The 24,252-nt window shown below is 37.5% G+C and carries 21 protein-coding genes; 16 read left to right on the top strand and 5 right to left on the bottom strand.

What is annotated here, in order from left to right:
* Window positions 1-325 precede the first annotated feature (325 nt).
* Entirely contained in the window at window positions 326-583 is a 258-nt protein-coding gene (locus tag ACUN8G_RS02820; RefSeq protein ID WP_437345603.1) for an LPXTG cell wall anchor domain-containing protein, read from the bottom strand.
* A gap of 120 nt (window positions 584-703) precedes the next feature.
* Between ACUN8G_RS02820 and sucC the strand changes: the two genes are divergently transcribed.
* From sucC to ACUN8G_RS02770, 10 genes are all read left to right on the top strand, one after another.
* Window positions 704-1,915, top strand: a complete 1,212-nt coding sequence (gene sucC / locus ACUN8G_RS02815; protein WP_437345602.1) for an ADP-forming succinate--CoA ligase subunit beta — start codon at window positions 704-706, stop codon at window positions 1,913-1,915.
* A 7-nt stretch (window positions 1,916-1,922) separates the two neighbouring features.
* The gene (locus ACUN8G_RS02810; protein ID WP_437345601.1) at window positions 1,923-2,294 is read left to right on the top strand and encodes a hypothetical protein; all 372 of its coding nucleotides are present in this window, start codon (window positions 1,923-1,925) and stop codon (window positions 2,292-2,294) included.
* 181 nt (window positions 2,295-2,475) lie between these two features.
* A complete protein-coding gene (rfbA, locus tag ACUN8G_RS02805) occupies window positions 2,476-3,339 on the top strand; it encodes a glucose-1-phosphate thymidylyltransferase RfbA (protein WP_437345600.1) in 864 nt (287 codons plus the stop codon).
* A gap of 245 nt (window positions 3,340-3,584) precedes the next feature.
* Window positions 3,585-3,971: a YbaN family protein gene (locus ACUN8G_RS02800; RefSeq protein WP_437345599.1), complete on the top strand. Its 387-nt coding sequence runs from the start codon at window positions 3,585-3,587 to the stop codon at window positions 3,969-3,971.
* Between the two features lie 97 nt (window positions 3,972-4,068).
* Window positions 4,069-5,676, top strand: a complete 1,608-nt coding sequence (locus ACUN8G_RS02795; protein WP_437345598.1) for a hypothetical protein — start codon at window positions 4,069-4,071, stop codon at window positions 5,674-5,676.
* Window positions 5,677-5,685: 9 nt separating this feature from the next.
* Window positions 5,686-6,387 (top strand): GDSL-type esterase/lipase family protein, encoded by a 702-nt coding sequence (locus tag ACUN8G_RS02790; protein WP_437345597.1) that lies wholly within the window; start codon window positions 5,686-5,688, stop codon window positions 6,385-6,387.
* A 10-nt stretch (window positions 6,388-6,397) separates the two neighbouring features.
* Entirely contained in the window at window positions 6,398-7,786 is a 1,389-nt protein-coding gene (locus ACUN8G_RS02785; RefSeq protein ID WP_437345596.1) for an SGNH/GDSL hydrolase family protein, read from the top strand.
* Window positions 7,786-9,513 carry an AMP-binding protein gene (locus tag ACUN8G_RS02780; RefSeq protein WP_437345595.1) on the top strand — a complete coding sequence of 576 codons (1,728 nt, stop codon included), beginning with the start codon at window positions 7,786-7,788 and terminating at the stop codon, window positions 9,511-9,513. The genes ACUN8G_RS02785 and ACUN8G_RS02780 overlap by 1 nt, the downstream gene beginning before the upstream one ends.
* Before the next feature lies 1 nt (window position 9,514).
* Window positions 9,515-9,751, top strand: coding sequence for an acyl carrier protein (locus ACUN8G_RS02775; RefSeq protein WP_437345594.1), 237 nt, complete (start codon window positions 9,515-9,517; stop codon window positions 9,749-9,751).
* Between the two features lie 2 nt (window positions 9,752-9,753).
* Window positions 9,754-11,253 (top strand): MBOAT family O-acyltransferase, encoded by a 1,500-nt coding sequence (locus tag ACUN8G_RS02770; protein WP_437345593.1) that lies wholly within the window; start codon window positions 9,754-9,756, stop codon window positions 11,251-11,253.
* A 5-nt stretch (window positions 11,254-11,258) separates the two neighbouring features.
* Here the strand turns inward: ACUN8G_RS02770 and ACUN8G_RS02765 are convergent, their stop codons facing one another.
* Genes ACUN8G_RS02765 through ACUN8G_RS02750 form a run of 4 tightly spaced genes read right to left on the bottom strand, consistent with a single transcriptional unit; the run spans window position 11,259 to window position 16,849 of the window.
* Window positions 11,259-12,572 carry a thymidine phosphorylase gene (locus tag ACUN8G_RS02765; protein ID WP_437345592.1) on the bottom strand — a complete coding sequence of 438 codons (1,314 nt, stop codon included), beginning with the start codon at window positions 12,570-12,572 and terminating at the stop codon, window positions 11,259-11,261.
* 7 nt (window positions 12,573-12,579) lie between these two features.
* Window positions 12,580-14,034: a sigma-54-dependent transcriptional regulator gene (locus tag ACUN8G_RS02760; protein WP_437345591.1), complete on the bottom strand. Its 1,455-nt coding sequence runs from the start codon at window positions 14,032-14,034 to the stop codon at window positions 12,580-12,582.
* 10 nt (window positions 14,035-14,044) lie between these two features.
* A complete protein-coding gene (locus tag ACUN8G_RS02755) occupies window positions 14,045-15,523 on the bottom strand; it encodes an ATP-binding protein (RefSeq protein WP_437345590.1) in 1,479 nt (492 codons plus the stop codon).
* Window positions 15,524-16,849 (bottom strand): extracellular solute-binding protein, encoded by a 1,326-nt coding sequence (locus ACUN8G_RS02750; RefSeq protein ID WP_437345589.1) that lies wholly within the window; start codon window positions 16,847-16,849, stop codon window positions 15,524-15,526.
* Window positions 16,850-17,062: 213 nt separating this feature from the next.
* Here ACUN8G_RS02750 and ACUN8G_RS02745 point away from each other — a divergent pair, with 213 nt between their 5' ends.
* The 6 genes from ACUN8G_RS02745 to ACUN8G_RS02720 all read left to right on the top strand — a co-directional run bounded on the left by ACUN8G_RS02745 (window position 17,063) and on the right by ACUN8G_RS02720 (window position 24,234).
* Window positions 17,063-19,162 (top strand): sensor histidine kinase, encoded by a 2,100-nt coding sequence (locus ACUN8G_RS02745; RefSeq protein WP_437345588.1) that lies wholly within the window; start codon window positions 17,063-17,065, stop codon window positions 19,160-19,162.
* Window positions 19,159-19,911: a response regulator gene (locus tag ACUN8G_RS02740; RefSeq protein WP_437345587.1), complete on the top strand. Its 753-nt coding sequence runs from the start codon at window positions 19,159-19,161 to the stop codon at window positions 19,909-19,911. The genes ACUN8G_RS02745 and ACUN8G_RS02740 overlap by 4 nt, the downstream gene beginning before the upstream one ends.
* 147 nt (window positions 19,912-20,058) lie before the next feature.
* Window positions 20,059-20,538 carry a chemotaxis protein CheW gene (locus ACUN8G_RS02735; protein ID WP_437345586.1) on the top strand — a complete coding sequence of 160 codons (480 nt, stop codon included), beginning with the start codon at window positions 20,059-20,061 and terminating at the stop codon, window positions 20,536-20,538.
* Between the two features lie 10 nt (window positions 20,539-20,548).
* Window positions 20,549-21,571 (top strand): porin, encoded by a 1,023-nt coding sequence (locus ACUN8G_RS02730; protein ID WP_437345585.1) that lies wholly within the window; start codon window positions 20,549-20,551, stop codon window positions 21,569-21,571.
* Window positions 21,572-21,583: 12 nt separating this feature from the next.
* Window positions 21,584-22,144 (top strand): PDC sensor domain-containing protein, encoded by a 561-nt coding sequence (locus tag ACUN8G_RS02725; RefSeq protein ID WP_437345584.1) that lies wholly within the window; start codon window positions 21,584-21,586, stop codon window positions 22,142-22,144.
* A gap of 11 nt (window positions 22,145-22,155) precedes the next feature.
* Entirely contained in the window at window positions 22,156-24,234 is a 2,079-nt protein-coding gene (locus ACUN8G_RS02720) for a HAMP domain-containing methyl-accepting chemotaxis protein (RefSeq protein ID WP_437345583.1), read from the top strand.
* Window positions 24,235-24,252: the final 18 nt, after the last annotated feature.

Below are 24,252 nucleotides of genomic sequence, written 5' to 3'. Positions count from 1 at the left end.
ATATGTCAGTATCAATCGATAAAATTAGAAGAGAGATTCTAAAAACTTTTGAGAACAATAAAAATTTCGGGAGTTAATTTTAAACTGCAGTATAACTCAAAATTGAAATGAGCCAGTTATTCTCTTAAATATTCCCTGAACTGAGAAAGTCGCGGAAAGTACTTGATAGGTATTCGGCACACAAATTTTTTTGGTAGTTCATGATTACGATGCAAAAATTTACGAAGATTGCAAACAGACAGATACGCTTGCGTATGCTAAAGAATTATATAAAGATAACAATCAATATTTGCTGCAATTAATTTTAGGGTAATCAAAATTTCGATCATTTTTTCCTTCTGAAGAAGAAGTAGAGTAATGCCGTAGATATGACGATAATTCCGCTAATTGCCAAACTCAAGTCCAACCCCCAGACAAATTTGTCGACCCATTTGCTTTCAGTCCAGCCGAATAATTCATCTTTGGTTTCCACCAGCACCTCGGTCTTTGTAAAGATTTCACCTCCGTGGTAGAGCCAGATACCGAATGTGATCAATATTAAAATGGAGGAAATAATTGTCAGATATTTTTGCTTTTTGTTCATTGTCATCCTTTTGACGTTTAAACAAACTTCGATATGGGGAAATTCAATTGAATCTCTTATTTAAATGACTTAATTTTTCGATGAAAGAATAATGATGCCCATTAAAGTGGAGAAAATTTTATGAAAATACACGAATTTCAGGCGAAAGAGACGCTCAAAAAATATGGCGTGCCAGTGCAGGACGGATATGCAATTAAAGATTTATCGGAACTCGACAAGGCTCTGGAAGCACTTAAAGCCGCCGGAATTAATCAGTTTGTCGTTAAATCTCAAATCCACGCCGGAGGCAGAGGAAAAGGTAAAATTTACAACGCAAATAATCGGAATGAACTTGTGCTGGAAGGCGGGGTTAAGTTTACTACAGATGAAAGAAAAGTAAAAGAATACGCCGAAAAAATGCTCGGGAATATACTCGTAACTCATCAAACTGGTCCAGAAGGGAAGAAGGTAAAAACACTTTATATCACGGAAGGACTCGACTATAAAAAAGAATTGTATGTTGGAATTTTGCTCGACCGCACCGTCTCGAGAAACGTAATAATGGTTTCAACAGAGGGCGGAGTAGAAATTGAAAAAGTCGCTGAAGAAACCCCGGAAAAAATATTGAAAGTCTGGATTGATCCTGCTATCGGATTTCAGCCATTCCAGGCACGTCAACTCGCCTTTGGACTCGGTTTAAAAGGTGCTGCATTTAAGAATTTCATTCCGTTTATAATGAAGCTTTATAAAGCATACGAAGAGACTGACGCTTCGCTGCTTGAAATAAATCCGCTGGTAATTACAAACGACGAAAGAATTATTGCGCTCGACGCCAAAATGAATTTTGATGATAATGCTCTTTATCGTCATCCCGATATTGCGGCATATAGAGACCTTGACGAAGAAGATCCGCTCGAAATCGAAGCTTCGAAATATAATCTCAACTATATCAAACTCGATGGCAATGTGGGTTGTATGGTAAACGGTGCAGGACTCGCAATGGCTACTATGGATATTATTAAACTGGCAGGAGGCGAACCTGCTAATTTCCTGGACGTTGGGGGCGGTGCTAATAAAGAAACTGTTGCCAATGGCTTCAAAATTATTCTTTCCGACCCGAATGTTAAAGCCATCTTGATTAATATTTTTGGCGGTATCGTTCGATGCGACCGAGTGGCACAAGGAGTTATAGACGCTGTTAAAGAAGTCAACGTTACAATTCCAGTTGTAGTGCGTCTGGAAGGCACGAATGCCGATATTGCTCAGGAGATGCTGAAAAAATCAGGTCTTAATTTCGAAGTTGCATCTTCTTTGAAAGAAGCTGCAGAAAAAGTAACGGCAGTTATAAGTTAATATAAAAATGATTGAATTAAAGATTACAATCGAAGCGGCGCTGGCTTTATTGCTCGACAGAATAAAAGTTGAAACTGAAATGCGCCATAAGTCGAACGACATAAGCAAGTTTGCCCGCTTCGAGGATTTGAGTTATAAACACCAGATAAAAATTGTCGAAGCGGCGATCTTTGATACCATATTTCTGCTCCCCGTCGATATTATCAGTCAAAGGTCCAACCTATCTCTGATTATTACAGAAACTGTCAAATCGCTCTATAAAGTTTTTAGAAAAGAAGAATATCTGCTTTATAACAAACAACAGGCAGATAAAATAATCAACTATATTTACAATTATTTTACATCTCATCTCAAAAACGACAGATTTAAGAATAATTGATTCGCTTTTGTTGATCCGTATAATTTATGACTAACAAGGAAAAAAGATTGATAGATGGAAATTGTATTAATTGTTAGAACGGTAATTTGTATGAGTACGGCAGCTTGGTAAGTCCCTTGTAATTTTATCTATATCGTTTTTATAGTTACAAAAGAAAGTTAAATAAAATTCGGGAGCAGTAATGAAAGGAATTATTCTTGCCGGTGGTTCGGGAACGAGAATGTATCCCATCTCAAAAGTTTACAGCAAACAGTTGACCCTTATTTATGATAAGCCCCTGATTTATTATCCCCTGTCTGTTTTAATGCTTGCAGGGATAAGAGAAATTTTGATTATTTCGAACTATGAAACAATTCCGCTCTATCAAAAACTTTTTGAAGATGGTTCTCATCTCGGCCTGTCGATCGAATACGCTGTTCAGTATGCTCCAAATGGAATTGCCGAGGCATTTATAATCGGCGAAAAATTTATAGGCGAAGATGCAGTATCGCTCATACTCGGAGATAATATTTTTTACGGCAAACTCGACTTCTTTTATAAAGCCGTTCAGGAAAACAACGACGGTGCTACGATTTTTGCTTATCAGGTAAAGGACCCTCAACGTTATGGAATCGTCGAATTCGACGACAACGGCATGGTTATTAGTATTGAAGAAAAACCAAAACTACCGAAATCCGATTTTGCTATACCTGGACTGTACGTTTATGATAATAATGTAGTTGAGATATCGAAAAAACTTAAGCCTTCTCAACGAGGAGAGCTTGAAATTACCGATGTTAATAAAGCATATCTAAACCGTGGCAAATTGCGTGTAGAAAAGATAGGACGGGGAGTAGCCTGGCTCGATACAGGAACGCCTGAAGCTCTCCTTAAAGCTTCCCAATTCTTCGGTGTTATTGAAGATCGACAGGGTTTAAAAGTTGCCTGCATTGAAGAGATTGCTTATCAAAAAAAATTTATCGATAAAGATCAGTTCAAAAAATTGATAGAAAGCATTCCAGATTGTTTATATCGCGATTATTTACAGCGCGTTTTAGATGAATAGAACTTATTGCCATTAAAAATGTATCCACAAATTTGAAAATTTGTTTTTATTAATCTACAGCTCAATCTACACCATCTTTCCAGAACTACCTCACCACACAACTAAAACTTCATTTCCCTCATCCCCATATCTAACCCCCAATCCCTAATCCCTAATATCTAATCCCTAACCCCTAATATCTATTCCCTCTTCCCTTTTTCTTATATTTGTCACATAAGTTATTCGTAATCTTTATTTCAATAGAAATGAAAAACATTTATAAAAAAATATTGATTGTAGCTGGTTGGATATTTGTGGGACTTGGTATAGTAGGTATTTTTTTGCCGTTGATGCCCACGACTATATTTTTCATTCTTGCGGCGGCATCCTTTGCCCGCAGCTCGGAGAAATTTTATAACTGGTTGATTAATCACCCAAAATTTGGAAAGATTATAAAGAATTACATGGAACACAGAGGAATACCGCGAAAGTCCAAAATTATTGCAATTGGGATGGTTATAGTAACTATTGGAAGCTCGACGATCTTTTTTACGTCGAGCCTGTTTCTTCGTGTTGTACTGACTATAGTTGCAATTGGAGTAATTACTTATCTACTTTCGTTGAGGACGGTAGATATTGCCGAAAGCGATTAATTTTGGGCAAGCAGATTTTAAATAGAGTAACTTTTCTCAAAGTTTATTATTTTTATCGCATCATTTATACACCATACCAATCAAGGAGATAATTCCTATGGGGCTTTTTTCCCGAGGGATGAGAGAAGAATTGAACAGATTGCGCGATGAAAACGACGAATTGAAAAACACTCTTCATGCTTTTGTTCAAAAACATTCAAGTATAAATAACGTCGAAAGAAAAATTGCAGAAGCGGAAAAGGAATTCAAAGAACTTACCAAACGTAACGAAGAGCTCTCCTCCTTAGTTGAATCGCTGAATTACGAACTCCAGACAAAAAATGAAATGCTCCAAAAAATAAAAACAGAACTTGCCGAGCTCGAAGAAAAAAGAATTTTGTACGAACAGGAAGTCTCCGATATTGTATCTTCGCCGGATGAATCGGCGAAATTGTTGAAGAAAAAAGAACAAGAACTCGAAGAAATAAATAAAAAGTACGATGAATTGAACCAGGCTTACGTAAAACTTGAATCGGAATTTTTAGAGCTTCAGGATAAGATGTTTGCCGAAACAAAAAACGAGGACGTTCCGGAGGAACTTAAAGAAGCTTCCACAGACATCGAAAAAAAAATAGAACTACTGAAAGAAGAAGAAAATCAAAAGAAAAAACTACTTGCCAAACTTGAAGAACAGATTTCATTGAGTGAAGAGATCAAGACAAATCTCGAAAAATCGCTAAATGTAGTTCTCACCCAACTGCAAGAAAAGGAACAGATCTTTTCTGAATTTTTGTTCAGCAGGGATGAAATAGTTGAGGAAATTAGAAAGAACAAAAATGTACTGGCTGAATTGAATTTCAATATTGAAGCCGAAAATAAAAAGTTGACCGAAATCAAAGAAGAAATATCATCAAAAGAAAGAGATAAGCAGAATCTGTTAAACGAAATCAATAGACTCGAAAATGTAAAAAGGCATCTACAGGAAGGAATTCTTCAGCTTAAAAAGGAAAACGAAGCCTTGTTCGAAATTATAGACAAGCAAAAAAAATCGCTCGAGGAATATGAAAAGAAGAAATTTGAGCTGGAAGAACATGCTTTGAACTTAGAGAATAAAGTAACACAAACGCTCTCTAAATTTAACGAAGAATTGAACTCCCTGAAACAGGATATTCTGGATAAAGAAAAGGAGATATCGACAAAGGAAAAATTGCTGCTCGAAAAAAAATCGACAATTGCAGAATATGAAGGCATTGTCAAAGTGCTCGAAAAAGAAAAACAAATTCTTGAAGAATCTAATCGCAACTTGAGAAACGAAGAATATGAATTGAATAACAGACTCAATAATATTAAGACGGAATATTCCGAAATGAAAAGCAGGATCGAATCTCTTAAATCGGAAACAAAAATTCTCGAAGAACAAAAAATGTCGGTGGAAAAAGAGATAAAGAACCTGCTCAAACAATCGAGCCAGGAATATTCTTCGCTTGACGAAACAAAATATAGATTGTCGCAGGAACTCAATGAAGCCCGTACGAAATTAGAAGAACTTGAAAATTATTATGAACAACTGAAAAACGACTATAAACTAATGAAGCAAGAGGCATCGGAAATCGAATTGAAAAAAGAAGAGTATACAGCCAGAGTATCGGAATTAATTGCACTGGAAAAAAGTTTGAAAACCAGAATCTCGGAATTCGAAAAGCAGTTGGGCAATAGTTCAGAATAAAGGGCGATTTTGAAAAAATTATTTTTAAGTGGAATATTGACTCTCATGTTATCTTCTGCTACCGTCATTTGCGGACAGAGCAATTTCTCTCCTCAGTTCAAGAAAAATCCTAACTACGAAAAAATGAATTCCCTGTTCAATATTTATAAAACAAAACAGGCTGATATTGTTTTTTTGGGGAATTCTCTTACTGCTGGAGTCGATTGGAGCGAACTACTTGGCAGGTGCAATGCCGTCGGAAGGGGAATACCCTCAGATATATTGCCTGGCTTTTTGGAACGTCTCGACGATATTATTAAGTTGAGACCCAAAATTGTATTTATTATGGGTGGTATTAACGATATCTATAACTGGACGCCCGTTGACGAAATCTATTTTAATTATTTAAAAATCATTTCCAGACTTCAATCAAAAAATATTATTCCCGTGATTACATCTGTAACATACGCTGCAAAGAATTATGCCAAAGACTGGGGCGGTTCGCCGGAAGTTAACGCAGGAAGAAATCGCGAAATCGATAAATTGAATAAGATGCTAAAAAATTATGCTCTCCGAAATAACATCGATTATATTGATTTGAACGAACTTATGTCAAATGCCGAGGGTTTTATTGACGAAAAATATACCTGGGACGGTCTGCATTATAACGCAGAAGGATATAAAATCTGGGCAAATGAAATCGAAAAGATTTTATCAAAATATAAATTATGAAGGGTGCAAAATGGAAAAAAATTATATAAAGCAACCAACAATTATTCTTGTCGGTACGTTGTTGCTTTTGTACCTCCTTTCGTTTGTAAATTATGAATATACAATTGCAGGTTTTACATTTCGCAATGTCGATTTCTTTATCGATATTAAACCCGACAGTTCCGAAGAAGATTTATCGAAAAATACGACCGTCGCAATCAAACCCGGTGTAGTTTTCGCTGGATTCGATTTTTCCAGTGCGATTGAGTTTTTATCATCCAACAGTTACGGCGAAAATTATCTCTATCAGGGACAGAAGACGGGATTCTACGGCAACACAGAGCAGCTAAAATATTTTTTTGACGCACTTTCCACAGCTAAAACGAAACCGTTCCGAATTGCACATTATGGCGATTCTGTGATTGAAGGCGATTTGATAACTGCCGATATCAGAGAGCAATTGCAAAAGAAATTCGGCGGCGACGCCGTGGGCTGGCTCGGAATAGTTTCACAGGATGTTGCATTTCGTACAACTACCAGACATTCATTTTCCGATAACTGGGAAATTGCGTCTGTCTACACAAGTAACCCCAAATCGTTGAAGCTCGGAATAAGCGGCGAGGTGTTTATTCCACAAGGGAACGCCTGGGTGGAATATGAAGTCAGCAGATTGAGAAAGTCGCTTAAAGGTTTTTCCAGAGTCAGAATTTTTTATTCTAATGCTAAAAGTTCGGATATCTACTATTCTTTCGATAACGCTTCCAAAAAGTCAGTAAGTCTGAATCCGGGTTCAGGAATTAAGGAACTTGTTCTTGACGCCGGCAAAATTGTTAAATCGGTTCGCATTGAATTTCCTCAAAAAGAACAGGCACATTTTTATGGAGTCAGTCTTGAAAACACACCCGGAATTTATATCGATAATTTTCCACTAAGAGGAAATTCAGGTGTTGATATTGCACAAATCAATCCTTCGATACTCAAAGAATTTTCGAAATATCTCAATTACAAACTTATTATTCTCGAATTCGGATTGAATATACTGGGTTCCCGAATGACAGATTACAGCTGGTACGAAAGAGAGATGGGAAAGGTTATTAAGAGTCTTAAAGAGGCGTTTCCCGAAACAAGCATTATAATGATAAGTGTTCACGACAAAGCCCGCAAAGTCGGGACTAAATTTGAAACCGACCCGGCTGTATTTAAGCTACTCGAAGTTCAGAAAAAGATAGCGCAGAATAACGGAGTGGCATTATGGAGTTTGTTTGAAGCGATGGGTGGTAAAAATTCAATGCACAACTGGGTGACTGCAAATCCTCCTATGGCATCGCGCGATTACATTCACTTCAATAATCAGGGCGCCGAAAGAATTGCTGAACTTTTTGTTGAATCTCTCCTCGACGAATTTAACAAGAGGAAATGATGGAAAAATTCAACATCGAAGAAGCCAATACTCTATGGAAGAGGTGGAAACTTAACGCCGAAAAATATCCCGACAAGGAAGCTGTAGTTCACTGGCTTGCCGGCGAAGAACCATATAGATGGACATACAAAAAATTAATTGATACAGCCGAAAAATTTTCCGTAGTTTTGAAAAAACATGGTATCAAAAAGGGTGAAGTATGTTCAATAATAATCCGTCATAATAAACTTTTATATCCGCTCTATTTCTCGATAATTCGACTTGGAGCACTGCCAGCAATTCTTGCCTATCCGAATCCGAGACTTCATCCCGACAAATTCCGTCAGGGATTGGAAGGAATGTCGCAACGTTCCGGGCTCGATTATGTTCTGACAGAAAAAGAACTCGACCCACTTATCAGACCTTTAATCGATAAGCAGGGAAGTACAATAAAGAATATCTTCTTTCCACTTGACTGGGATCTGGAATCGGAATTCGATTCTGGATTGAATGACGAAATTGAACGAGAGGCTGACGAAATTAAATTCGAAGATGAAGCTTTTTTGCAACATTCCTCGGGCACAACAGGACTCCAAAAGCCGGTTGTCCTTTCGCACAAGGCACTCCTTTATCATGTAAAATATCTGGGCGAACGGCTCGGTATGAATCGGAATGATAAAGTTGTAAGCTGGCTGCCTTTGTATCACGATCTTGGACTGATTGCCGCATTTCATATCCCACTGGCTTATGGAATTACAACCATACAAATCGATCCATTCGAGTGGGTACTGGCTCCCATTTTACAACTTGAAGCCGCTACAAAAGAAAGAGCCACTATGACGTACATGCCAAATTTTGCTTACAATGTACTTGCCGAAAAAATCGACGAGGAAGAACTTGAAGGAATTGATCTTTCAAGTTTACGCGCCGTTGTTAATTGCGCTGAGCCAATACGTCACGAAAGTCATGTTAAGTTTATAGAGCGTTTTAAAAAGTATAATCTCAATCCGCTTTCGCTCGCTGGAATGTACGCTATGGCTGAAACTACCCTTGCCGTTACTGTGACCGATCTCGGCAAGCCAATTAAAGAAGTCAAAGCAGACAGAGACGAACTTGCTCAGGGAAGAGTAAAATTAGCCGATGGAAATTCTTCAATTAGAATTTGCGTTTCTTCCGGGAGACTGATAGAAGCATGCGATGCAAAGATTGTAGACGACAATCGAAAGGAGCTACCAGATGGCATTGTAGGAGAGGTTGCCGTTAAATCTGTTTCGATGTTCGATGGATATCGTAACTATCCCGAAAAAACTGCAGAGGTCGTTGAAAATGGTTGGTACTTCACCGGCGATTACGGATTCAAATACGAGGATGAATTTTTTATCATTGGCAGAAAAAAAGATATTATAATCGTAGCGGGAAAAAATATCTATCCTGAAGATATTGAAGATGCAGTCAATCAGGTGGAAGGTGTAATTCCCGGAAGGGTAATTGCATTCGGGGAGGAAGACCCGGAAATGGGGACTGAGTTTATAAGTGTTGTGGCCGAAACAAAAGCCCAAACAGAAGAAGAAAAAAACAATCTCCGACTTGCAATCCTCAAAGCGGGAATGAGTATCGACGTTGGCATTCATAAAGTTTATCTTGTGCCACCAAGATGGCTCATCAAAAGCTCTTCGGGTAAACCGAGCAGAAAAACCAACAAAGAGAGATTAATCGAAAATAAAGATCCACAAGTATGGAGCAGATAAAATGATTTCTCCAGAATTAAAACAGGTAATATTAAAACAACTCAATCTGGATGACTTCGATATTAAAGACGAAACCACGGCTCCAGAAGTACCAGGCTGGGATTCGCTTAACCATATTAATATCATACTAGTAATTGAAGAGCATTTCAAAGTAAAATTTAAGAGCTATGAATTGTTACGCCTTAAATGTGTTGGCGATTTACAAAAACTTCTCGATTCTAAATTAAACAAGCAATAGCTATGACTTCTTTTATCGATTTCAATAAACTAATTGAATTGCTAAGATACCAGCCCGACGACCCGCTTGTTTTCAGTACTGCGCTCTTCCTCATTCTCTTTACATTCTTCATGGCTCTCTATACTCTATTTATTAAAAATAATTCGTTCAGACTTGGCCTTATTATTTTCTTTTCGATCTATTTCTATTATAAATCGGCGGGATATTATACTTCGATACTTCTGGTGTCGGCTGTTGTTAATTTTTATTTTGGCAAATGGATTTCGGCAACAGAAAATTTTTCATACAAGAAATTAATACTCGTTATTGCATTATTTGTCAATCTTGGCCTTTTAAGTTATTTCAAGTATACGAATTTTATAGTTGATATTATTAATGGTATTGGAGCGGGTGTAATCGAACCACTCGATATATTTTTGCCAATTGGAATTTCATTCTATACTTTCAAAGCGCTTACATATCTGTTCGATATTTATTACGATACTCTAAAACCGACCAACAGTTTCAGGGATTTTGCATTATATCTTTTCTTCTTCCCAAATTTACTTGCCGGGCCAATCGACAGAGCTGCAGATTTTCTGCCACAGATTAATAAAGAGCCGTTTATCTCAAAGAAAGAGCTGGGACTGGCTCTGTTTCTCATTTCAATTGGACTTATTAAAAAAGTTGTTATTGCCGATTATATCAGTCTTAATTTTGTCGATCGAATATTCGATTTTCCTTTGCGATATACAGGTTTGGAAAATTTACTGGCAATCTACGGCTACACGCTGCAGATATATTGCGACTTTTCAGGCTATTCAGATATGGCAATTGGCATAGCGTTGTTGATGGGATTCCGTTTGATGGAGAACTTCAATTATCCTTTTAAAGCAACCAGCATAGCAGATTTCTGGCGCCGCTGGCATATCTCGTTATCGCGATGGCTGCTCGATTATTTATTCAGGCCAATTCAAATGAAATATCGTAACCTAAGAGTTTTCGGCAATATGATCGGAATTTTTGTTACGTTTTTATTGTGTGGATTGTGGCACGGCGCAGGATGGAATTTTATCTACTGGGGCGCTCTTCACGGATTTATGATGTCGTTTTCGCTGCTTATTCAAAAACCAAGAACTCGTATCTTGAAATTACTTCGCATCGAGAATACAAAGTTCCTCCGATTTTTTCAGATATTAATCACATTTCATCTGGTTGCGCTCTCATTCGCTGTATTCAGAAGTTATGATATTCAGACAGTTTACGACATGCTTTCACAAATATCGGAATTCTTCCACGCCGAGGTTTTCTTCCAGTTTGTCGAAAAGATGCCATTGATTACCGGATTAATGGTACTCGGATTTTTGTTCCACTTTTTGCCCTCGAAATTATTCGATTATAGCGCGACTATAATTGCAAAACTTCCGCTTGTAGGGAAAATATTAATATTAACGATTGCAATTTGGTTGGCGGCACAATTTAAATCTGCAGATATACAGCCGTTTATCTATTTCCAGTTTTAGAAGGATTAAAATTCAATTTTTTTCTTTATCAGCTTTGGTATTGATGTTTTTGAGGGGCTCAGTTCGATTGAATTTTTTATGGAATCGGATGCGGTTTCAAGAACGTTTCTTTTGTCTGTAAAGATTTCGGCAATAAGACCGCCTCTTTTAATTTTCATACCAATTTTAGGATAAAATATAATCCCGGCTTTTGGATCGATCTTGTCTTCTTTTTTCAGTCTGCCTGCGCCCAACAAAACGGAAGTCATTCCGATTCTGTAAGTGTCGATTGCTTGGACATATCCCGATTTGCTCGAATGAATTCCTCTCCGGTATTTTGATTTCGGATATTTTTCAGGTGTTAAAAGGAAAGAAACGTCGCCGCCTTGAAGTCTGGTAATCTCAATAAATTTTTCAAACGCTTTGCCGCTTTCAATCATTTCTTCGGCTATCTTTTTCCCCGATGAAATATCTTTCGATTTACCGCCCAGATAGATCATGGCGCCAGCGAGTGTAACGCTCAACTCGTATAAATCGTTTTTAATTTTGTTTCTGAGAATAAGGAGCGATTCGTAGACCTCGAGCCAGTTTCCTATATAATTTCCGAGTGGTTGATTCATATCAGTAATAAAAGCGATAACTTTTTTGTTGAACGTTTTTGCAGTATTGGCAAGCGATGTGGCAAGCTTGACGGCGTCTGATTGTTTTTTCATAAAGGCGCCACTACCAGTTTTTACGTCGAGTACAAGTCCTTCAATGCCCTCGGCAAGTTTTTTGCTCATAATGCTGGCGGTAATAAATGGAATCGATTCAACAGTGGCGGTAACGTCTCGTAACGCATAGATAAGTTTATCGGCGGGGGCAATTTCTTCTGTCTGACCAATCATAACGGCGCCACATTTTTTCAATACCGATTTATATTCTACTAAATTCAAGTCAGTGCGAAAACCGGGAATCGATTCGAGTTTGTCGAGTGTGCCACCAGTGTGACCCAATCCTCTGCCGCTTATCATTGGCACTTTAATACCGGCTGCTGCGGCAATTGGCGCAAGTATTAAAGAAGTTTTATCGCCAACACCCCCGGTCGAGTGCTTATCTATTTTTGATCCTTCAATTGTCGAGAGGTCAATTATTCTTCCACTTTTGAGCATCGATTCGGTAAGATATGAAGTCTCAAATTTATCGAGTCCTCGAATAAATGCAGCCATTAAAAAAGCCGAAAATTGATAATCGGGAATTGTACCTGAGGTAAAATTCGAAACCATAAAATCAATTTCCTGATACGACAGCTTGCCGCCATCTCTCTTTTTCCTGATTATTTCGATCGGGTTCGTTAGCATCTTCAATTTATTTGAGTCCTAATTCTTTGCACATTCTGTAATAATTAGGCGGAGCGAGTCCTAAAATTTTTGCTGCTTCGGCGTCTGAATTTGTTTTGCTGCGGATGTACTGAAAATATTTTAATCTCAGCTGCTTTTCCATCTCTTTGAGAGTAAGAAATCCATTTTCGGTTTTGAATGAAATCCCGTCATTTTTTGAAATTCCACTCGAAGTCGATTTCCCGATTGCATTTTCTATCTGTTCGGGTGTTATAATGTTTTCGCCGTAGAAGAGGAGACGTTGAACCAGATTTTTCAATTCGCGTACATTGCCAGGCCAGTCGTATTCAACGAGCATCGACATTGCCTCTTCGGTCAATGTGGGCACTGGCTTGCCGATATCAAGTGCGTAGTGATTTAGAAAATAATCGGTCAGATAAATTATGTCCTCTTTCCTTTCACGCAAGGGTGGAATAAAAATTGGCAGAACGTTCAAACGATAAAACAAATCTTCGCGAAAGCGACCGGCCTTTACTTCCTCGTCGAGATTTTTATTTGTTGCTGAAAGAATTCTTACGTCTACTTTAATTTTATCGAGTCTACCAAGTTTTTCGACCTCGCCGTCCTGCAAAACTCGCAACAATTTAACCTGCGAAGCAAGTGGTAGTTCAGGAATTTCGTCCAGAAAAATTGTTCCTTTGTCGCCAATTTCAAATAAACCGGGTTTTGCTTTGTCGGCTCCTGTAAATGCCCCTTTTTCGTATCCAAAAAGTTCGCTTTCAATTAACTGTTCGGGAATGCCTCCGCAATTGATCGGAACAAAGTTTTCATATTTTCGATGGCTGTTGTAATGAATGTTATATGCGACCAATTCTTTGCCCGTACCGGATTCTCCTGTAATTAAAACCGGAGCATTACTCTCTGCAATTTTTTTTATTTGTTCCCTCAGCTTTACAATTTGGTCAGAAACTCCAATAATTTGTTTGCTCGTAAGAATCCCTTCAACGTTTCGCTTAATTTTTGCCTTCGAATTAATTCTTTCTTTCAGAAGTTCTTTCTTTTCGTATGCATTGAAAATTGAGAGGACAAAGTCGGTCGGCTGATAAATATATTCTTCGATATCGACTGGATATTTTGTGCAGTACCAGAAGGCGCCTGCGGTTATCAAACTTTGTGCAAATTCATAATCGGTTAAATTTATTGTCATTTTGGTAATAACTATAATCTGGATCGAAGGGTCGACGTCTTTTATTTTCTTTATCAGATATTCACCACGAATACCGCCAGCAATTTGATAATCCATGATAATAATATCGAACTCGTTTCTTTTTTTCTCTAAAAGTTCAATTGCAGATTTTCCGTCTGATACTACTTCAGAAATCTTGATTCTTTGGCTGAATGGTGCGATTGTGTTCTCGACACGACGAACGTCGAATTCCTCGTCTTCGATGAGTAATATTTTGATTGGTTTATTCTTGTCCATATTAAAAAAATTAATGAGGAACTAATATAGTAAATTTACATCCTTTTGAAGGTAAATTTTCGGCGTCGATTTTCCAGCCGCATCTTTGTGTTGAAAGTTCGTAAGCAATATAACAGCCATAACCCGAATTTGTGTGCGAAATGTTTTTTGTGCTAACTTTTTCGAGGAATAGTTTTTTTATTCCATTTTCGTTCGTCTCGAGTAGTTCTGGTTTTATTCCAACGCCGTCGTCTTCGATTGTAATAGTTGTGGAATGTGCTTCTCGATTATAAATTGTGGTTATTTTAATATTTAAAAAATCTTCTCCGCCGTGGTCGATACTGTTCTGAATCAACGGTTCGATAATTTCCCAGACAACAAATTCGTTGACGTGCACGGGTGGAATATTGTCGTCCAGGTCGAGTTCAATTTTAAAGGAACCGGTTTTTCGGGCAGTACGATTGAAAATATTTTCTACAATAAAGCGTATTACGTCGTTAATGTTTGTTCGAAAAGTGGGATTGCGGATAGTTTGTAAGGGTGGTTCATACCATTTCATATCGTAAATAACGCGGGAAATGAAATTCGAATATTTCAGTACTCGGTTTTTAACTTCGTCAATGTTGTCAATAGAAAGATTCCGTAAATCTTCTTTTATAAAGCCCATTATCTTTTCGGCTTTGTGATGAGTATGATAAATTCTTTTTGTAAACATCGATTCTTTCTGATGTTCAATTTGTTGTTTTAAGTTTTGCTCGTGCTCTTCGAGAAGTAATTTCTGAGCTTCGTCACGTTCTTTAACCGTGTAAGTCGAGATATAATACATTGCCAGGAGTCCAAGCAGGAACAATGCCGAATAGATGAGAGAAGTTTCTTCGTAACTTGATATCATTTCGCGCTGTACGAAGGTGAAGTCGGGTGTGTTTTTTATATAAAATGCGCCGGCAAATTCGCCGTTTGGCACAAAAGGTACAAAGATATGATATGTTTTATTGTTTGTAGTTAGATTTATAATTTGTTCGCTGCGAGAAATTTTATCGTAGATTCGCCTGTATAATTCAATAGCATTTTTGTGCGAAGACGAATTTGCTGTGACATTTATGTTATCAATTAAATTTGCAAAAAGAGCGTTGCCATTGTCGATTGCCAGAATCTTATTGCCTCTATTAACCAGCAGGCAAATTTCTTCAATATTCTGATGAAGTATTTGTTGATTGAGAATCATGTCGAAGAACTGAATAATGTGTCTTCTTTCCTCAGGTCCCATCTCTTCGCGCAATTTAACAATTTCATAGAGCAGTTCGATTGTTGTTGTATTCATATTTGCCAGTCGTTCGGCTGAATTGCGCTGATACCATTCCTGCGTATTGTCGAAAAAATTATGCATCGAAGCTTTGTGAATAAACGAAAGGATAAACTGGAATAAAATTAATCCGACAAAGAGCACCGTAAGGTGTTTGAACTCAAAGTGATATTTTTTAATTCTGTCGAATAAAATTTTTTTTCCCATCTAAAGTCCAGTCTCTATTTCTGAATTGATTATTCGTTCGGCTTCAGAAAGAGCTTCTTCCACGCTCATTTTGTTTTTAAGTACTCTGTTTAGATGATACGAAATTACATCCGAGTAACGTGTATATTTTTCGACAAATGGTCTGCGCACGGCATTTTTGAGTAGCGAGTAATAAAATTTAACATCGGGATTGTTTTTGACAAACAGAGAATCTGAATAGATGGATTTGGTAACGGGCAGATATCCGGAATAATAAAATTCTTTTTGAATGTCGTTGTTCAGAAGGAATTTGATGAATTTAGCAGCTTCCTTTTTCTTTTCGGAATATTTCGAAAGCATTAAGTACCAGCCACCAATTGTACTCCTCGAATTGCCGCCTTCGAATCTTGGAATTGGTGCTCTATCAAAAAGAAGGGTGTCTTTCTTGCTGTCTACATTATTTCTGTACCAGGTAATAAATCCAGGCCAGCTTCGCAAAAAATAACCGTTGTTCTGGACGAAATAAGCATACGATTCGTTCTCGGTAAAACTTGCCACTTCAGGAGGAGAAAGTTTGTATTTATAAATCAAATCTTTGAGTAAATTCAACGCCCTTCGACATTCGGGTGTGTTCAATTTGATTTTGCCATTTTCCAGTAAAGCTCCGTTTTGTGAAGCAATAAGCTCCATGAAACTGCACATAAGACCTTCGTAAGCATCTGCAGCAAAGAGATAAAAAGGAGTCCCATCTTTTGATAACCTTTTCCCGAGAGCAAGGAAATCTTTCCATGTTATCGAGCTGTCGAGCTTCTTTTTAATTTCGGGGTAATCGGGAAGTTTTTTTAGTTTATCTTTTCGATAGTGCATTACTCCAATATCGAAAAAGAGAGGAACCGAAATAAATTGCTCGTCGTAGTAACACGATTGAAGGGCTTCGGATACGATAGCGTCGCGTTCAATTGAAGTGAAATATTCTCCGAGTGGTGTAGCGAATTTTGCGAAGCGTGGCACCCAGATTTGATCCACCGAAAAAATATCGAGCCGCTCGCTTTTGCCACGTAAATAACGAATTAGAAGTTCTTTTCTTTCGTTCGTTGTAAATTTCTCGAAAGGGAGGTCGACCGGAATCACCTCGATTTCCCCTTTATGAAGCCGATTGAATTTTTCGATGGCCGTTTTGTGGCTCGGCGAAATATTATCGGCAAAATAAATCTTTACCGGCTCGTTGTCGTCGGTTACCAGCAAGTCGCCAAAAAGTGTGGTAAAAATGAAGACCGAAACTGCGAAAAAAGTAATTGCAGTAATCGAGAAATAAAATGTGGTCAAATATCTATTCTTTTCTTTCATTTCATGACTTGATTTTCCGATTAAAAATAGGCTTTTTATAAATAATAGTAAACTAAACCGAATACTATTAGTACTTAAAATAGTTTCTTAAAATTCCGATTATAGTATTAAAATGACAACCATTTCATTTGTAATGGATAACATTTATGTTTTTTAAGAAGCCAACATTGAGTAATCCTTAATATATTTGTAAATATAAAAATCCGGGTCACTTTGGAAAAATATAAGAATATTGTAATTATATTATCACTCGTTTTTTATGAGATTCTGGTAATATTATTTGCATTTAAGATTAATACATCCGCAGGACTCTTCTCGTTACTTCCAGTTCTCACTATTTCCTGGTACTATGGCGCATTGGCTGCTCTGATAGTTGCAGTCTTCTTCTTTTTAATTAATTATCTTAATTTTTTTCTATTAATTGATGTTCAGCAGGTTCAGCTACTCGATGTAGTTGGTGGTTTTTTACAACTGGTCATAGCATTACTTGTGGGTGTTGCCAGTACGTATAAAAAGAAATTTTATAAAGTTAATACGGAATTAAAAGAAAGAAATGAATATTTAAATAAAGTAATTGATATAAAAAATCGTGCAGAAAATCGACTGGTTGAAAAACTTGAACATATTAGAATAATTACCCAAGTATCCTCTGACTTTATAAATATACATCCTCTTCAGATCGAATCGCGAATTAAAAGTACAATCGAAGTGATTGCCGGTTTAATCGGGGCCGACAGAGGATATCTATTTGTTGAGTCGGAAAATAAATCGATGGAATTAGTAACAGAATATGTAGCTCCCAACTCGTCACCATTGAGTAAAAAAATATCGAAAATCGAATTGAACAATATAGAGGATATTCTTGCTACTCTTCAAAATGGCGCCTACCTTGAAATAAATACGGCTTTGTGGAAATCGGCAATAGGAAGTCTTTTTGATACTTCAAAAATCATTTTTTTGCCTCTTCTATCGAATGATAAATTAATTGGTTTTATCGGTTACGATTCGAAAAATGAGAGTAAACAATGGGATAAGGAATATATCGAATTACTAATGCTTAGCACGCACGCCATTTCAAATGCAATTCAGAGAAAAAGAGCCGATGAAAAAATTAATGCGCAGTATAACGAACTATCGCTTAAAAGCATAGAATTGATTCAGAGCAACAGGGAGATGAAAAAATTAAATCAAAAACTGACCGACCTGTCAAAAGAACTCTATGAAAGCGAAAGAAAATTCAGGGAACTGGCTGAAAATCTGGAAGACGTTATCTGGCTTCAGGAAGGTAGAAAATTCCTCTACATAAACCCTGCCTATGAGCGGGTGTGGGAATCGAAAAGGGATGATCTCTATAAAAGTGCAAACGATTTCATCGATAAAATTCATCCAGATGATAAAAGGGAAATGATTAAGGATTTTGTTTATCACGATTACGACAGGGAAAAATTTTTTCAGAAGGAATTCCGTCTTATTGATTCTAAAGGAAATGCAAAATGGATTTATGCCAAAACTTTCCCTATTGCTAAAATTAACGACAATTATCGCGTTGCTGGGATAGCTCAGGATATTACTCTGCGCAAAAAAGTTGAAGAAGAAATCAAAAAGGCACTCGACAAAGCTATTGAACTCAATCAGCTGAAATCGAGATTCATTTCGATGGTTTCTCACGAGATCAGGACTCCACTTACTGCAATCCAGACCTCAGCTGAAATTCTCCAGCTCTACAGGAATAAATTAACCCGATCGGAAACCGAAACTCATTTCAATAATATTTTTAAATCGATCGATACGATGATTTCGATGTTGAATGCAATTACTTCTTTGAGCAAGTCGGATATGCAAGAAATTAAACTCAAATATGAGGAAATTGACGTTTTTGAAAAGGTCAAAGAACTGGTAGAAAATTTCAAACTTCTTAATAATAAAGAGATCAATTTTGAGTTAAAAGGAAAACGATTCACAGCCGAAGTTGACCCCCAGCTTTTTACTCAGGTGGTTTATAATATTATTAGCAATGCCGTTAAGTTTTCGCCGCACCAGAGCAAAGTCTCAGTCATTCTAAATTCTAACGACAAAGAATTTAGTCTTACTGTTAAAGATGAAGGGATCGGCATACCTGAGTACGAACTAAAAGATATTTTCAATCCTTTTTTCAGAGCTTCTAATGCAGTAAATTACAGTGGAACTGGACTCGGGCTTGCAATTGTTAAGCGCTGGACAGAAGCCTTGAGAGGTAAAGTCGAAATTAAAAGTAAATTGAACAAAGGCACGAGTGCAATTGTTACCTTTCCATTAAGAAGGACCGAATTATGAAAACGATATTGATAATCGAGGACGACTCGCTTCTCCGTACAAATCTCTACTATTTATTGAATAAAAGAGATTACAGACTTCTTATTGCTTCAAACGGCGAGGAAGGAATTAAAATTGCAAGGGAAGCTCATCCCGATTTGATTATTTGCGACATTCTTATGCCTGGAATCGACGGATATGAGGTCAAGAACCGTCTGGAAAAGGATGAAAAGACAGCTTTCATTCCTTTCGTTTTCTTGACTGCTAAAGCCGATTACGAAGATCTGCGCAGGGGAATGAATCTCGGTGCCGACGACTATATTTATAAGCCTTTTAAAGCAGCCGACCTTTTGAATACAATCGAGCTTCGGCTTGCTAAATACGAAGCTTTGAAAAATTTAAATAGATACGACAATTATGGAAAAAAATTTAACTACGAAGATCCTGTTTTTATCGAATCGGGTAACACGCCAGTAATGATAAAAATCAAAGAAATTATTCTAATAGAATCCGAAAATACCGGCACTGCCCTATTCTTGACTGAGAAAAGAAGATATTATACAAACAAATTGGTGAAGATATGGGAAGAGATTCTGCCACCGGATCATTTTCTTAGAGTTCGAAAATCGACTATTGTCAACACGAATTGTATCGACTATGTTGAAAAGGAGAACTATCGTAAGTATTTCATCTTTTTAAAAGAATTAAACAGGAAAATTGAAATCAGCCAGCGATACATCTCAAAAATAAAAGATAAAAATAGCATATAATTAAAATACTGCTAATTTAATAAGACTTAAACTCGCTTATTCATCAATTAACCCGCTTATTTATTTAACTCATCGCTTGTAGAAAAACACTCAAAAACAATTCACTCTCTGCGATAATTTCCCATGAACAAAATAAAAAGAGGATTTATGAATGTAGATAGACAGACCTCCAGCGAAATTCTTCAACTTGTAAGTTTTAAGATAGGGAAAGAAGAATTCGGGATCGACATCCTGAGAGTTCAGGAAATTAACAGGATGCTAAATTTAACCCGATTGCCAAACGCACCATATTATATTGACGGTGTAGTAAATCTAAGAGGCAGGATCATACCAATTGTAAATCTCCGGGTTAAACTGGGGCTGGAAAGAATAGAAGCCGACAAGAATTCGAGGATTGTAGTTGTAGATCTAAACGGAAAGACAATTGGATTTCTCGTCGACGAAGTAAGCGAAGTGCTTCGTATACCAGAAGATATTACAGAACAACCTCCTGCTATGGTAGCAGGTGTCGATTCATCGCTTATCAAAGCTATCGGGAAATTGGAAGATCGTCTTCTGATTTTACTCGATCTGGAAAGAGTTCTATCAGCCGATGTAAGTAATTATTTAAACTCATTAACAAATTAGGAAGGAAACTATGAAAAATAAAATTATTCTTTTCTTGTTTATTGCCGTTACAATTGCGGCTCAGAATAAATCGGAAAGCTCCATGAAATTTTTCGGTTATGTGCGGAGCTGGTACGAAACCGACTTTTCAGAAAATCACGGCGAGTTCAAAGTTAAAATGGCGCGTTTCGGCTTCAAAGGCGATGTCAATCAATACACCGGTTATCGCCTCCTTGTCGATTTCGCTCGTCTGGGAAAATTGAAAACCACTTATACTAATATTGATGGCAAAAGCGTGGTCTCATCTGTAAGCGCTTCTTTTTCCGATGTACTGCTCGATGCACAGGCAATCTTAAAACCGACAAAAAATTTTACCCTCTCCTTAGGACAGTATAAAGTCCCTTTTAGTACGGATAATCTTAAAAGTGCAGCGGATATCGAATTTGTAAATAGACCATTATTAACCAGTGTAGCCCCCGGATTGAGAGACGTGGGTGTAATGGCCGAGTATAAATTTAGTTCAAACGTGCCATTAATGTTAAGTGCAGGACTTTTTAACGGCAGCGGACAAAATAAAAGCGAAACCGATAATACTGCTAATTATTCTATTCGCGCAGTAACTGAAATAATCGATGGAGTGGAATTATCGGCAAATTATTACGGAGGTAGACTTGACAACGAGGATGTAAATATTTTCGACTTAGGCGCTGCATTTGAATATAATAACTTTACTCTAAACGGTGAGTTCGGTCAGCGTAATACCGACTTGAGTTCTTATTCTATAACTTCGAATGCATTCTTTGTCTATGGAGTCTATTCGATTAAACTCGACAACTCGATTCTCTCTTATATTATGCCTGCAATAAGGTACGAGTATTACGAACCGAATAATTCAATCGATTCAAACGAAATTGAAAAAATTACCGGCGGCATTTCCTTCCACTTTGCAAAAATCAATTTTGCTCAACTCAGAATCAATTACGAAATCTACAATTACAAAGACGGCAGGGATAACCCAAATATATTATTTATTGAACTCCAAACAAGGTTTTAGGAGGACAAAGTTATGAAAAAATCAACAGTAACTATTTTATTCCAGTTATTCGTATTTCTTCTTCATGTTAATATGCAGGCTCAGGATGTGCCAGCAAATGTAGTAAAAGTGGCCAATTCAGAGCTTCTGAAAATAGTGTCAAATTCCGTAGTTGTATCAGCTGTGGAATCTCAAAACGCAAAGAATTTTTCTCTCGCCAAAATCAAACAAATCGACAGTGAATGGCAGAACACTTCAGGACTGAACGATTTCATGAAAGAACTGATCAATAATGAATGTTCTCGCTATCTTAAAAGTTTGATGAAACAAAAACCATATCTGGTTGAAATTTTCGTTACGGATAATAAAGGCGCAAACGTCGCTATGAGCAACAAAACAAGTGATTACTGGCAGGGCGACGAAGATAAGTTCACTAAATGTTTTAACAGTGGGCAGGGTAAAATATTTTATGGCAAACAAACTTTCGATGAGAGTGTTCAAACCTATGTAATACAAGTGTCTGTGCCTGTCAAAAAAGGTGGTATAACAATAGGAACGGCAACATTCGGTATCGATACTGGAAAACTGAAATAACGGAGGCATTTATGAAACAATGGTTTTTAAATTTATCGATTAAAAAGAAAATACTGGTAACATTTACTTCTATTTTGGCAATTATCCTTATTGTCAATGTAATAGCTCTCTTGAATATGAAAAACATCAACGCCAATGTAAAGCTTTTTGCAGAAGAATTGCTCAATGGAACCGATCTTCTGCTTCAAATCGATCGGGATATGCAACAGGCTCTTGTAGCTCAAAGGACAATGATCTTTTCCAGCGTTGGCAGCGAGCAATTTGAGGAATTAAAAAAGGAAAATAATGAAAATATTCAGCAGGCTATTGACCGCTGGAATCAGTTTAAAGCAATTGATATTGATGGAGTGGATAAAACTCTGTATAAACAGTACGAAACTGCGCGTAAAGAGTGGATAGACTACTCAGCTAAAATTGTTCAGGCACGAGAAAGCGATACACCAGAAGGGCGACTCGAAGCGATCGAGTTATCGTTTAGAGAGGGAAACCGCTCTTTCGAAGCTGCACGCGATATAATCGACAAGCTTACGGAACAAATTGAAACTCTTGCACTCAATGAAAAAGAAGACGCATTTACTTCGTATAATAATGCCTCTACAATTTCAATTATAGGCTTAATATTCTCCTCTTTAATTGCGCTAATTGGTGGCTACTTACTTTTTAACTCAATTGGTAAACCGATTGCCGAGGCTACCGAAGTCATGAGTGAACTTAAAAAAGGTCATCTTAATGTAAATCTCAATATTAAATCGAAGGACGAAGTAGGAGTGCTTGCCGATTCGATTAATGAATTCTCTAATACATTACGCGAGTTTAATGAAATTATGAATAAGGTTTCGCTAGGGGATTTAAGTAATGAGGCTAAATTGCTCGACGCCAAAGATGAGTTGACTCCAGGATTAAATAAAATTGTTACTACGTTGAGGCGTTTAAGAGAAGAAACAATTAAACTTATTAGTTCCTCTTTAGATGGTAATCTGAATGTACGCGGCAATACGGGTGGTCTCGACGGTGTTTACAAAGAAATTATTGAAGGTTTCAATAAAACACTCGACACCATTATTATTCCAATTCAAGAAGGTGCCAAAGCCCTTGAAAAAATTGCCGAAGGCGATCTAACTGTAAGAATTAATAGCGACTATAAAGGAGACTTCAAAATCATTAAGGATAGTGTAAACCGTTTGAGTGAATCTTTCAATGATATTCTCGATGAAGTTATTGCCTCTGCGCAGGCAGCTGCAAGTGCAGCCAATCAGATATCTGCCAGCACCGAAGAGATGGCTGCAGGCGCTCAGGAGCAATCGGCGCAATCTTCAGAAGTCGCTGCGGCAGTAGCTGAAATGACTCAAACAATACTTGAGACAACTAAAAATGCAGAATACGCTGCCAGAGCTGCAAAAGAATCGGGCGAAACAGCTCGAAACGGTGGTATTGTAGTCGAAGAAACGATCGCTGGAATTAACAGAATCGCAGAGGTTGTTCAAAAATCGGCCGAAACAGTTCAGAAACTTGGTTTAAACAGCGATAAAATTGGTGAAATAATTCAGGTAATTGACGAAATTGCCGACCAGACAAATCTACTGGCTCTCAATGCTGCAATCGAAGCAGCGCGCGCAGGAGAACAGGGACGTGGCTTTGCTGTTGTTGCCGACGAAGTTCGAAAGCTTGCCGAAAGAACGACTAAAGCCACCAAAGAAATAGCTGCTATGATTAAAGAAATTCAAAAAGATACCAGCGGCGCAGTTGAATCGATGAATCAGGGAACTCGAGAAGTTGATAAAGGCAAAACTTCTGCCGATAAAGCTCGTAAATCGCTCACAGACATTATCAAAGGCGCTGAGGAAGTTGTAGACATTGCATCTCAAGTTGCTGCCGCCAGTCAACAGCAATCGGCCGCAGTTGAACAAATCGGGAAGAATATCGAATTCATTAATAATGTTACCGGACAATCGGCAATGGGAATCCAACAAATAGCCAAAGCAAGTGAAAATCTCAGAAATCTTACAGAAAATCTCCAATCGTTAGTTATGCGCTTCAAAATAGATTCTGTTTCGCATGTTACGAAACACAGGCTCCTTAACGTCGGTTAAGCTTCTAATTCCTGATGC

The organism is Melioribacter sulfuriphilus, from assembly GCF_052656625.1.
This window is presented reverse-complemented; position numbering and strand designations above follow the sequence as displayed.

Excerpts from the sequence above, each read along its gene's own strand:
- ACUN8G_RS02740 (WP_437345587.1), top strand. The coding sequence starts at position 19,159 with ATGAAAACGATATTGATAATCGAGGACGACTCGCTTCTCCGTACAAAT.
- ACUN8G_RS02720 (WP_437345583.1), top strand. The coding sequence starts at position 22,156 with ATGAAACAATGGTTTTTAAATTTATCGATTAAAAAGAAAATACTGGTA.
- ACUN8G_RS02785 (WP_437345596.1), top strand. The coding sequence starts at position 6,398 with ATGGAAAAAAATTATATAAAGCAACCAACAATTATTCTTGTCGGTACG.
- ACUN8G_RS02820 (WP_437345603.1), bottom strand. The coding sequence starts at position 583 with ATGAACAAAAAGCAAAAATATCTGACAATTATTTCCTCCATTTTAATA.
- ACUN8G_RS02750 (WP_437345589.1), bottom strand. The coding sequence starts at position 16,849 with ATGAAAGAAAAGAATAGATATTTGACCACATTTTATTTCTCGATTACT.
- ACUN8G_RS02725 (WP_437345584.1), top strand. The coding sequence starts at position 21,584 with ATGAAAAAATCAACAGTAACTATTTTATTCCAGTTATTCGTATTTCTT.
- ACUN8G_RS02755 (WP_437345590.1), bottom strand. The coding sequence starts at position 15,523 with ATGGGAAAAAAAATTTTATTCGACAGAATTAAAAAATATCACTTTGAG.
- ACUN8G_RS02780 (WP_437345595.1), top strand. The coding sequence starts at position 7,786 with ATGGAAAAATTCAACATCGAAGAAGCCAATACTCTATGGAAGAGGTGG.
- ACUN8G_RS02795 (WP_437345598.1), top strand. The coding sequence starts at position 4,069 with ATGGGGCTTTTTTCCCGAGGGATGAGAGAAGAATTGAACAGATTGCGC.
- sucC (WP_437345602.1), top strand. The coding sequence starts at position 704 with ATGAAAATACACGAATTTCAGGCGAAAGAGACGCTCAAAAAATATGGC.
- ACUN8G_RS02800 (WP_437345599.1), top strand. The coding sequence starts at position 3,585 with ATGAAAAACATTTATAAAAAAATATTGATTGTAGCTGGTTGGATATTT.
- ACUN8G_RS02730 (WP_437345585.1), top strand. The coding sequence starts at position 20,549 with ATGAAAAATAAAATTATTCTTTTCTTGTTTATTGCCGTTACAATTGCG.
- ACUN8G_RS02765 (WP_437345592.1), bottom strand. The coding sequence starts at position 12,572 with ATGCTAACGAACCCGATCGAAATAATCAGGAAAAAGAGAGATGGCGGC.
- ACUN8G_RS02775 (WP_437345594.1), top strand. The coding sequence starts at position 9,515 with ATGATTTCTCCAGAATTAAAACAGGTAATATTAAAACAACTCAATCTG.
- rfbA (WP_437345600.1), top strand. The coding sequence starts at position 2,476 with ATGAAAGGAATTATTCTTGCCGGTGGTTCGGGAACGAGAATGTATCCC.
- ACUN8G_RS02735 (WP_437345586.1), top strand. The coding sequence starts at position 20,059 with ATGAATGTAGATAGACAGACCTCCAGCGAAATTCTTCAACTTGTAAGT.
- ACUN8G_RS02810 (WP_437345601.1), top strand. The coding sequence starts at position 1,923 with ATGATTGAATTAAAGATTACAATCGAAGCGGCGCTGGCTTTATTGCTC.
- ACUN8G_RS02760 (WP_437345591.1), bottom strand. The coding sequence starts at position 14,034 with ATGGACAAGAATAAACCAATCAAAATATTACTCATCGAAGACGAGGAA.
- ACUN8G_RS02770 (WP_437345593.1), top strand. The coding sequence starts at position 9,754 with ATGACTTCTTTTATCGATTTCAATAAACTAATTGAATTGCTAAGATAC.